The 7549-nt window shown below is 61.6% G+C and carries 9 protein-coding genes; 5 read left to right on the top strand and 4 right to left on the bottom strand.

The window, feature by feature from the left end; all coding sequences use genetic code 11:
• Both BM70_RS32930 and BM70_RS0130705 read left to right on the top strand, forming a co-directional pair.
• Positions 1-163: HisA/HisF-related TIM barrel protein (locus tag BM70_RS32930; protein WP_256220966.1), on the top strand; the 163-nt coding region annotated here is incomplete at its 5' end.
• A 66-nt stretch (positions 164-229) separates the two neighbouring features.
• On the top strand, positions 230-985 hold the full coding sequence (locus BM70_RS0130705; RefSeq protein ID WP_025859559.1) for an ABC transporter substrate-binding protein: 756 nt from the start codon (positions 230-232) through the stop codon (positions 983-985).
• A gap of 113 nt (positions 986-1098) precedes the next feature.
• Here the strand turns inward: BM70_RS0130705 and BM70_RS0130700 are convergent, their stop codons facing one another.
• The 4 genes from BM70_RS0130700 to gpmI form a co-directional block, all read right to left on the bottom strand.
• A complete protein-coding gene (locus BM70_RS0130700) occupies positions 1099-1872 on the bottom strand; it encodes a divergent polysaccharide deacetylase family protein (protein ID WP_025859558.1) in 774 nt (257 codons plus the stop codon).
• A 1-nt stretch (position 1873) separates the two neighbouring features.
• On the bottom strand, positions 1874-3190 hold the full coding sequence (locus BM70_RS0130695; RefSeq protein ID WP_025859557.1) for a S41 family peptidase: 1317 nt from the start codon (positions 3188-3190) through the stop codon (positions 1874-1876).
• A gap of 30 nt (positions 3191-3220) precedes the next feature.
• Complete coding sequence (locus tag BM70_RS0130690) at positions 3221-4516, bottom strand: murein hydrolase activator EnvC (protein WP_025859556.1); 1296 nt, start codon at positions 4514-4516, stop codon at positions 3221-3223.
• Between the two features lie 138 nt (positions 4517-4654).
• Positions 4655-6181 carry a 2,3-bisphosphoglycerate-independent phosphoglycerate mutase gene (gene gpmI, locus BM70_RS0130685; RefSeq protein WP_025859555.1) on the bottom strand — a complete coding sequence of 509 codons (1527 nt, stop codon included), beginning with the start codon at positions 6179-6181 and terminating at the stop codon, positions 4655-4657.
• 151 nt (positions 6182-6332) lie between these two features.
• Between gpmI and BM70_RS0130680 the strand changes: the two genes are divergently transcribed.
• From BM70_RS0130680 to secB, 3 genes are read left to right on the top strand one after another with little or no spacing between them, the layout of a single operon-like run.
• The gene (locus tag BM70_RS0130680) at positions 6333-6746 is read left to right on the top strand and encodes a rhodanese-like domain-containing protein (protein WP_010213877.1); all 414 of its coding nucleotides are present in this window, start codon (positions 6333-6335) and stop codon (positions 6744-6746) included.
• A 1-nt stretch (position 6747) separates the two neighbouring features.
• Entirely contained in the window at positions 6748-7002 is a 255-nt protein-coding gene (gene grxC / locus BM70_RS0130675; protein WP_010213876.1) for a glutaredoxin 3, read from the top strand.
• Positions 7003-7043: 41 nt separating this feature from the next.
• Positions 7044-7523, top strand: a complete 480-nt coding sequence (gene secB, locus BM70_RS0130670; protein WP_012721755.1) for a protein-export chaperone SecB — start codon at positions 7044-7046, stop codon at positions 7521-7523.
• Positions 7524-7549 lie beyond the last annotated feature (26 nt).

Genomic DNA, 7549 nt, shown 5'->3' with positions numbered 1-7549 from the left:
GGTGATCGCCTCCGGTGGCGTCGGCAACCTGCAACACCTGGCCGACGGTGTGATCGAAGGTCACGCCAGTGCAGTGCTGGCGGCGAGTATTTTCCACTTTGGCGAATACACCGTGCCTGAGGCCAAGGCCTACATGGCGGCGCGCGGTATCGTCGTTCGCTAAACGCTGCTGGACACCATGGCAGGCCAGAGGCACTCTCTGCGCTTGCCATGGATTCCGGTAGCCTTCATGTTCAAACACCTGCTGCTCGCCCTCGCCAGTTCGTCCCTCCTTTTGGCTGGCTCGGCTCACGCCGATGAACCGTCTGATGCCTCCCTGGTGTTGCTGACGGAAAACTTTCCGCCCTACAACATGGCGAAAAACGGCAAGAACTTCGCCAAGGACGAGAACATCGAAGGCATCGCCGTGGACATCGTGCGTGAGACCTTCAAGCGCGCCGGCATTTCCTACAATCTCACCCTGCGTTTTCCTTGGGAGCGAATCTACAAACTCGCCTTGGAGAAACCCGGCTACGGCGTATTTGTCATGGCTCGCCTGCCAGACCGCGAAGCGCTGTTCAAATGGGTCGGTCCCATCGGTCCGGATGATTGGGTATTGCTGGCCAAGGCCGACAGCAAGATTCAGCTGGATGACCTTGAGCACGCCCGCCGCTACAAGATCGGCGCCTACAAGGGCGATGCCATCGCCGAGACCCTGGAGAAACAGGGCCTCAAGCCGGTCGTGGTGTTGCGTGACCAGGACAACGCGCAAAAGCTCATGGATGGCCAGATCGACCTGTGGGCCACTGGCGACCCGGCGGGCCGTTACCTGGCGCGCCAGGTTGGCGTGACCGGGCTCAAGACAGTGTTGCGTTTCAACAGTGCCCAGCTTTACCTCGCGTTGAACAAGGAGGTGCCGGACGAACTGGTCGCCAAGCTGCAGGCTGCGCTGGACCAACTGCGTAAAGACGGCGTCGTCGACGAAATCATGGCGAAATATCTGTAACCGACCAACCTCTCACTGTAGGAGCTGGCTTGCCAGCGATATCGGTCTTTCAGTCACGCACCTACTGGCTGATACACCGCTATCGCTGGCAAGCCAACTCCTACAGTGGACCGTCAGCGGTAAATGCCATTCTTGCCATGCCCGGCCATAGCCTGGTTACTGCGCACGCTGATCATCAACTTGATATCGATCCAGTCGACGCCCTGGGCCTTGAGCCTGGGCAATTCGCGCTCCAGCACCGCCAGGGTTTGTGGATAAGGGTGGCCGATCATCACCACGGAGCCCTGCTTGTGCGCCAGCTTGATTGCCGTCTGCAATTGCGTGGTGATCGCTGCTTCGGTGCGCTCGTCATCAAGGAATACGTCCCGCGAAACGTGCGCCAGGCCGATCTTCTGCGCTTCTGCCGCCGCAACGGTCTGCGCGCTGGTACGGCTGTCGACAAAGAACTTGTTGCGCCGTTGCAGCTCGGCCATCAGCCAGGCCATGGCGGCCGGTTGGGCAGTCATGCGGCTGCCCATGTGGTTGTTGATGCCGGCGGTGTAGGGCACGGCCTGGAACGCCGCGTCGAGACGCTTGCCGAGCTCTTCGATGGACAGCTCGGGGTGCCAGGCGAAGGGGCCGGTGGCCGGGTCCATGGGCATGTGCAGGATCACGATCTTGCCGGCCTTGTGCGCCTCGCGGGCGAATTCGGCGGCGTGGGGCGTGTCGGGCATGATCGCTGTCGTCACCGGCCCGGGCAGGGCCAGCACGCGCCGATCCCGGGGCAGGTTTTGCCCAAGGTCGTCGATGATGAGGGTCAGGTAGGCTTTGTGCGGCTCGCCGGCAGGCGTCGCGTGGGCGACGCCTGCCAGGCTGCACAACACAGCGATGATCAGGGCAAAACGCATATCAACGGCTACGGGTGATGCTCAGGCCCTTGAGCAGGCTCAGCGCCTGGGCCAACTGGTAGTCATCGTCCTGCGGCATCGGCTTGGCTTTCTTGCCGCTGCCGGTTGGCTGGTCGGCGCCGCCGTTGCCATTGCCCAGGTGCCCTTGCAGGTCCGCCTCTTTGTAGTACTCGCTGTCGATCTCGTTGGTGATCTTGGCCTTGCGCACCTCGATGTCCGGCACGATGCCCTGGGCCTGGATCGAGCGCCCGTTCGGCGTGTAGTACAGCGCGGTGGTGATTTTCAGGGCGCGCTCGTTGTTCAGCGGCAGCACGGTTTGCACCGAGCCTTTGCCGAAGCTGGTGGTGCCCATCAGCACGCCGCGCTTCTGGTCTTGCAGGGCGCCGGCGACGATCTCCGACGCCGAGGCGCTGCCGCCGTTGATCAGCACGGCCAATGGCACGTTTTCACTCAGGTCGTTGCCGGTGGCCGAGAAGCGCAGCTCGGAGTTGGCGATACGGCCCTTGGTGTACACGATCAGGCCCTTGGTGATGAAGTGATCGACCACTTCCACCGCCGACTGCAGCACGCCGCCTGGGTTATTGCGCAGGTCGAGCACGATGCCGCTGAGCTTCTTGCCGTTGTCCTTGCGCAGCTTGGCCAGCGCCTTGGCCACTTCGTCGCCGGTCTTGACCTGGAACTGGGTGATGCGGATGTAGCCGTAGCCGGACTCCAGCAACTGGCTCTTCACGCTCTTGACCACAATGGTCGCGCGGGTCAGCGTCACGTCGAACGGGTTGCCGCCGTCGCGCACCAGGGTCAGGGTGATTTTCTGGCCGATCTTGCCGCGCATCTTGTCGACGGCTTCGGTCATGGTCTGGCCACGGGTCGGCTGCCCGTTGATCTTGACGATGAAATCACCGGCCTGGATGCCGGCCTTGGACGCCGGGGTGTCATCGATCGGCGAGACCACCTTGATGTTGCCGTCTTCGGCGCCGACTTCAATGCCCAGGCCACCGAATTCACCGCTGGTGCTTTCCTGCAGCTCGGCGAAATCTTCCGGGCCCAGGTAGGCGGAGTGCGGGTCGAGGTTGCTGAGCATGCCCTTGATGGCATTTTCCAGCAGGGTCTTGTCGTCTACGGGTTCGACATACGCGGCTTTGATCCGGTCCATGACCTCGGCGAAGGTGCGCAACTCGTCCAGCGGCAACGGCGCCTTGGTGGTCGCGGCCGTGGCGGCGGGTGCAGCCGGAGCGGCCTGGTCGGCGAGTGCCAGAGGCGCGCCGATCACCAGGGCGATCGTCAGGGCCAGCGAAGTGAGGCGGGACAAATGCAGCATGTCGAACGAACTCCTAATGTAGATGCGGCCCTATCCTTGGGAACGGCACCATTGTGCAGGATCGCTCGGGCGACCCTGCTGACGAATAGCGAAGTACAGCGCCGGGGTGTCCTGGCCACCACTGTTACCGACAGTGGAGATGGATTCACCGGCTTTTACAACATCACCTGCCGACTTGAGTAAAGTCTGATTGTGGCCGTAAAGGCTCAAATAGCCATTACCGTGGTCCAGAATCACCAACAACCCGGCGCCCCGCAGCCAATCGGCAAACACTACGCGCCCACCGTGGACGGCGTGCACCTGGCTGCCAGCGGAGGCACTGATCATCACCCCATCCCACTTGGCGCGGGTGTCATCGCCACGGGTTTCGCCGAAGCGTGCCAGTAATCGACCATCAACCGGCCATGGAAGTTTGCCCCGCGCTGAAGCAAAAGGGCCGCCGAACGATTCGCCAGCGCTGGAAACCAGCGGGCCAGGGGCTGCATGCGCCGGTTTACGCGGTGCCGGGGCGTCCGAGGTGGCAGCCAGCTCGGCCTCACGCTGGCGCTTTTTTTCGGCTTCCTGCTGGGCGATCAGCGCTTTCTGCCGCGCCTCTTCGGCCTCGCGTGCCTGGCGCGCCAGGGTTTCTTCGATGGTCTTGAGCACTTTGGCCAGATCGGCCTGGTCCTGCTCGCGGGCCTGGAGCTTGGCGTCGCGGGCCTTTACATCGTCATTGAGCTTGGCCAGGGCCAGTTGGCGTTCCTTGCGGACCTTGTCCAACTCGTCGCGCTGGGTATCCAGGGCGCTTTTCTGATCCTGCAACTGAGACTGCTGGTTGGCGATTTCCTGTTCGACGTTGACCAACTGGCGCAGGGTCTCGTTGAAGCTTTTCAACTGCTCCATTCGGGCCTTGCTCAAGTAATCGTAGTAGGTCAGGGTGCGCGCGAATTTTTCCGGGTTCTGCTGGTTGAGCAGCAGCTTGAGGTATTCCTGGCGGCCGTTCTGGTAGGCGGCGCGGGCCTGGATCGCGATCAGGCGTTGCTGTTCAACGCGTGCGCTCTGGAGTTTTTTTTTCTCAGCGTCGAGTCGCTCCAGTTCCGACTCGCTCTTCTTTAATTCTTTTTGCAGCTCCTGGACCTGCTTCTCCAGCTTGCCCATTTCGGTTTCCGTGCCGCGCAGGTCTTTCTGTACCCCGGATTTTTCTTCCTGGAGCTTACCGAGCAGCTTTTTCAGCTCGGCAATGTCCTGACGCGTGGCGTCCAACTGTTGTTGGGTTTGTGCGCGCTCATCGGCAAACGCCGGTTGGAGCAGGCAGACAAGAGCAAGGGTAATCAAGGCGCGAAGCATAGAGGCGGGCGACACCAGGGAAATGGACGGCCTAGTATGCCCGCCAAGCGCGGCAAAAAAAACGCCTCAAAGCCAACTGCTTTGAGGCGTTCGTCATAAAAAGCCGTTTAGGGCGATTTAATCGGTTGGTTTAGAGGTTTAAACCAATATCGAAGTCCCTGTCATCTCCACCGGCTTCTCCAACCCCATCAGCATCAACATGGTCGGCGCCACATCCGCCAGCACGCCACCCTCACGCACCTTGAAGTCGCGCTTGCCGACGTAGATGAATGGCACCGGCTCGGTGGTGTGCGCAGTGTGGGCCTGGCCGGTGGATTCGTCGGACATCTGCTCGCAGTTGCCGTGGTCGGCGGTGATCAACGCTTCGCCGCCGACTTTCTCCAGGGCGTCGACGATGCGGCCGACGCACAGGTCCAGGCATTCCACAGCCTTGGTCGCGGCCTCCAGGTTGCCGCTGTGGCCGACCATGTCGCCGTTGGCATAGTTGACCACGATCACGTCGTAACGCTGGTGGTCGATGGCGTCGACGATCTTGTCGGTGACTTCCGGTGCGCTCATTTCCGGCTGCAGGTCGTAGGTGGCGACTTTCGGCGATGGGATCAGGATGCGCTCTTCACCCGGGAACGGCTCTTCACGGCCGCCGGAGAAGAAGAAGGTCACGTGGGCGTATTTTTCGGTTTCGGCAATGCGCAGCTGGGTCTTGCCGTTTTTTGCCAGGTAGTCGCCCAGCACGTTATCCAAGGTGCCCGCTGCAAAGGCGGCGGGGGCCGGGATGCTGGCGGCGTACTGGGTCAGGCCCACGTACTGCACTTTCGGCTGGCGGGCGCGTTCGAACTCCTTGAAACCGTCTTCGACAAACACGCGGCTCAGCTCGCGGGCGCGGTCGGCGCGGAAGTTCATGAACACTACGGCATCGCCGTCTTCGACTTTCACCGGCTCACCAATGGTAGTGGCTTTGACGAATTCGTCGCTCTCGCCACGGGCGTAGGCGGCTTCCAGGCCTTCCTGGGCGGTGGCGGCGTTGAATTCGGCCTGGCCGTCGACGATCAGGTTGTAGGCCTGGGAGACGCGGTCCCAGCGGTTGTCACGGTCCATGGCGAAGTAACGGCCCACCAGGCTGGCGATGCGGCCTTTGCCGAGGGCGGCGAAGGTGGCGTCGAGCAGTTCGATGGACGACTGTGCGCTTTTTGGCGGCGTGTCACGGCCGTCGAGGAAAGCGTGCAGGTAGATCTTGTCGGCGCCGCGCTTGAAGGCCAGTTCGGCCATGGCGACCAGATGGTCCTGGTGGCTGTGGACGCCGCCATCGGACAGCAGGCCCATGAAGTGCACGGCCTTGCCGGCAGCCACTGCTTTATCTACCGCGGCGCAGATGGTCGGGTTCTCGAAGAACTCGCCGTCGCGGATCGCTTTGGTCACACGGGTGAAGTCTTGGTATACCACTCGTCCGGCGCCGAGGTTCATGTGGCCGACTTCCGAGTTGCCCATCTGGCCGTCCGGCAGGCCTACGTCCATGCCGGAACCGGAGATCAGGCCGTTGGGGACGGTGGCGGTCAGGCGGTCGAGTACCGGCTTCTTGGCCGCGTATACCGCGTTGTCGTGGTGGCTTTCACTGTGTCCGAAGCCATCGAGAATTATCAGGACCAAAGGTTTAGGCGTAGTAGTCATAGATCCTCTCGCGGCGGTAATAAAGGAAGACAATTGAAAAGGGAGTGGCAGTTTAAAGCGAAGTTCCGACCACGTCACCGCTTTACGGGGGTTGGCCCCCCCTGGCGGCTGTGTATACTTACCGCCATTTTAACGCCCTGGAACCTCCTTGATGGTTGATCACCTGATTGCATTTGCCACTGCCCACTATCTGCTTGTGGGTGCCTTCGTCATCCTGCTGGCGCTGCTGATCGCTCACGAATTGAGCCGCGGTGGCCGCAGCCTGAGCACGGCGGAGCTGACCGCGCTGGTCAACAAGGACGAGGCCGTTGTCGTTGACATCCGCCCAGCCAAGGATTTCGCTACCGGCCACATCGTCGGTGCCCTGAACATTCCGCAGGACAAGTTGATCGCGCGCCTGGCCGAGCTGGAAAAGCACAAGGCCAAGACCATCATCCTGGTCGACGCCCAGGGCCAGCACGCCGGCACCCACGCCCGCGAAATGCTCAAGACCGGTTTCACCGCCGCCAAGCTGTCCGGTGGCATCAGCAGCTGGCGCGCCGATAACCTGCCGCTGGTGAAGTGATATGAGCCAGGTTGTCGTGTACTCCAGCGATTGGTGCCCTTACTGCATGCGAGCCAAGGCTCTGCTGGAGAAAAAGGGCGTTGCCTTCGAAGAAATCAAGGTCGACGGTAAACCCCAGGTGCGCGCCGAAATGGCCCAGAAGGCGGGGCGCACGTCCGTGCCGCAGATCTGGATCGGCGCCAAGCACATCGGTGGCTGCGACGACCTGTTCGCCCTGGAGCGCGCCGGTAAACTCGATGCGCTGCTGCTCGTCTGACTCCTAAACCCTAAAAGACCCAAGATCAAGAAGGATCTGCGATGACTGACCAACAGAACACCGAAGCAGCAGAAGCCCAAGGCCCACAATTCTCGCTGCAGCGGATCTACGTGCGTGACCTGTCGTTCGAAGCGCCGAAAAGCCCGGCCATCTTCCGCCAGGAATGGACCCCAAGCGTTGCGCTGGACCTGAACACCCGCCAGAAGGCACTGGAAGGCGATTTCCACGAAGTCGTGCTGACCCTGTCCGTTACCGTCAAGAACGGCGAAGAGGTGGCCTTCATCGCTGAAGTGCAACAGGCCGGTATCTTCCTGATCCAGGGCCTGGACGAAGCGTCCATGAGCCACACCCTGGGCGCGTTCTGCCCGAACATCCTGTTCCCATATGCCCGTGAGACCCTGGACAGCCTGGTCACCCGTGGCTCGTTCCCGGCGCTGATGCTGGCGCCAGTGAACTTCGATGCCCTGTACGCTCAAGAGCTGCAGCGCATGCAGCAGGAAGGTTCGTCGACGGTTCAATAAGTCGCCGATAAAAAAAAACGCGCACT

Origin of the sequence: Pseudomonas sp. CHM02 (assembly GCF_000612585.1) — a bacterium.
Classification (GTDB): domain Bacteria; phylum Pseudomonadota; class Gammaproteobacteria; order Pseudomonadales; family Pseudomonadaceae; genus Aquipseudomonas.
This window is presented reverse-complemented; position numbering and strand designations above follow the sequence as displayed.